This window comes from Allobosea sp. (genome assembly GCF_030695125.1).
Classification (GTDB): Bacteria; Pseudomonadota; Alphaproteobacteria; order Rhizobiales; family Beijerinckiaceae; genus Allobosea.
This window is the reverse complement of the sequence record NZ_JAUYTP010000072.1, coordinates 1-1,695: the sequence shown is the minus strand read 5'-3', so window position 1 is coordinate 1,695 and position 1,695 is coordinate 1. Positions and strand designations below refer to the sequence as shown.

Genomic DNA, 1,695 nt, shown 5'->3' with positions numbered 1-1,695 from the left:
GTTCGTCGCCGTCGGGCTGGAGGTCAGCGTGTAGGCTGCAGGATCATCGCTGTCCGTCAGGCTGTAGCGGATCTCCGAACCGGAGATCGCGGGTGTCACCGTGATCCCGTGCGGCAGGTTGTCGTAGGTGCCCGTGTAACCTTCCGAGTCCGCCGTCGTGTCTGCGGGGGTGATCGTCAGTGTTGTCAAGTCCTCCGCCGGTTCATAGCCCGGGCGTGTGACGACCACGCGCACCGTCAGCGGGCCGTCGGCAACATTGGTCACCGTCGGCGGCGTTGTGCCGGTGCTTGTCCAGCCGCCGGAGCCGTCGGGCACGAAGTATTCGATCGTGTCGGTCGGTTCGGTGCCTGTAATCGACGTCGTGTGCGGGTTGCCGTCGTATGTCCAGCTTCCGCCGGTGAGTTCAACCGTGAACGTGCCGCTGACGACTTCAAGGTCGCCCGGCAGTACGGTCAATGTGTAGTTGGATGCCTTGAACGTGCCGTTGTTGAGCAGTCCAAGCGTGCCGTTGACGATCGCGTCTTCATACATGTCGGGCGCGAGCGGGTCAGCAGCGAGGCTTGCGTCATATCCCAGCGCGCCGCTGTATGCGGGCGTTTCACCGAGCACCGCACCGCCGACCAGTGTGTAGGTCAACGCTGCGTTTGCCGGACGGTCTGCCGGATAGTCGATCTGCTGATCGTCCGCCTGTACCGTCAGGGTTTTTGCCGTGACGTTCAGCGTGCCCGCAACAGGGGTAATCGCGTAGTCAGCCGGATCGGTCGCCGCATTGAGCGTGCCAGCCGAAACGGGGTTCGTGACAGAACCCACGTCCGTGATCGTGCCCGTCGCCGTCGGCAGCGTCTCGTAACCCTCACCGCTCAGGAAACCGTCGCCCGCGATCGCAACGCCTGCGTTGGTCAGCGGGTTTCCGTTGTAATCGCGGGTTTCGCTCGCGCCGGTGAGCGTGATCGCCCGCGGCGTGATCGTCACATCCGCGCTGCCAAACGCCGGATCGTAGTTGTCGTTGGTCGCAACGAAGTAGACCGTGCGGCTCTCGCTCACGTGCGTGGCCGTCGGGCTGGTTTCAAGCGTGTAGGCCGCCGGATCGCTGCTGTAGGTCTCTCTGTAGCGGATCGTCGTGCCGCCGGGCACATTTGCGCTCGCGGATACGCCGTAGGCTGTGCCGTCGTATTGCTCGGTCACGTCAGAAGCTGCCACCGTGAGCAGGTTCGACGGGGTGACCGTCAGCGTGCCTTGGGTGACGTCGATGGTGTAGTTGTCCGCGCTCGTTGCCGCCAGCAGCGTGTAGGCAAACGTGTTGTTCGCCGTGCCGACGCTGGTGATCGTGCCGTCAGCCGCAGCAGTTGCAAAGCCCTGTCCGGTCACAAACCCTTCGCTGTCGCCATCCTCGCTCCACGCGGGGCTTGTCAGCGGGTTGCCGTTGTACATCTGCGAAGCACTCGAGGTCGTCAGCGCAACGGTTCTCTTATTGATCGTAATGACATCTTCGCCGAACACGGGATTGTAGTTCGGGTTGGTCACCACGAAGTAGACCGTCGTGCCTGTCGTCGCGTTCGTCGCCGTCGGGCTGGAGGTCAGCGTGTAGGCTGCAGGATCATCGCTGTCCGTCAGGCTGTAGCGGATCTCCGAACCGGAGATCGCGGGTGTCACCGTGATCCCGTGCGGCAGGTTGTCGTAGGTGCCCGTGTAACC

Annotated in this window: 1 protein-coding gene; it reads right to left on the bottom strand. The window is 63.4% G+C overall.

Going from position 1 to position 1,695, the window contains the following annotated elements; all coding sequences use genetic code 11:
* A partial coding sequence (locus Q8S38_RS21210) for a hypothetical protein (RefSeq protein WP_305682330.1) occupies positions 1-1,695 on the bottom strand: 1,695 nt, incomplete at both ends.